The 975-nt window shown below is 65.6% G+C and carries 1 protein-coding gene; it reads left to right on the top strand.

From position 1 onward, the window contains the following. A partial coding sequence (locus tag AC07ZS_RS29855) for a transposase (protein ID WP_494802042.1) occupies positions 1-724 on the top strand: 724 nt, incomplete at its 5' end. Between the last annotated feature and the right edge of the window lie 251 nt (positions 725-975).

Genomic DNA, 975 nt, shown 5'->3' with positions numbered 1-975 from the left:
CCGGGGTCTGTTGAACCTGTTCAAGGGCCGCCGCCTGGTCTGTGCCGATGGCACGCTTCTGGCACCGGCCCAACGTGCCTGTCTGCGCACCCGCTCTTTGGCCACCGCTGCTCAGCGCGCCCTGGGCCTGTACCTGCCGGGCAACGATCTGATGCTGCACGTGGCCGTGAGTACCGAGGCCGAAGGCGAGCGCCAGATGCTCTTTGACCAGCTCGATCGGCTGCGCCGGGGCGATGTGTTGATCCTGGACCGGGGGTTCCCAGCCTCCTGGCTGGTGCAGGTGCTGACCCAGCGCGGCATCGACTTCGTCATCCGTTGCGACAGCACCCAGGGCTGGGGTGCTGCGCGCCGCTTCCTGCGCAGTGGCCAAAGCGAATGTTGGAGCTGGCTCTCGCCCAGCGATGCGCAGCAGGCCAGCACCTGGGAGCTTGATGGAGCAGCGTGCCTGCGCGCCCGTCTGGTTCGTCATGTCAGTTCCAGCGGGCGCACCCGGGTGCTGCTCACGTCCCCGGCTGAGGATGTGGCCTCGGTGGCGGAGTTGGCCGATCTCTACCATGGGCGCTGGCGCATCGAGGAGGCGTTCAAACGCCTGAAGCACCGACTGGTGCCTGGAGAGTGTCAGTGGGCTGAGCCAGCATGCCTTGCTGGTGGATGTGGCCACCAAGGTGCTGGCGGACAATCTGGCCGCGCTGCTCAATCGGGCGATTCCCATGGCATCGGGTGAGCCGGACACAGCGCCGGGTAGCGTGAGACGACAGGTCAACCGTGCGGCAGCAGCCAAGCTGTTCTCGCGCTGCATCGACTCAATGCTGCTGGTGGCCGGTGGTATCGCTCAAGGCATTCATGCCTGGGTGATCACGCTCTCGCGCTGCTGGACACGACACATCCCCGGCCGATCCAGACCCAGAAACCCCGCTCACACCAAGCCTCATCCTTCGCAGTCATACAAGCGGGCCGCTTAAGTTCGGTGGATTG

It is taken from the genome of Hydrogenophaga sp. GW456-12-10-14-TSB4 (genome assembly GCF_059424305.1).
Note: the sequence above shows the minus strand (reverse complement) of the source record. Positions and strands in the feature narration are given on the sequence as shown.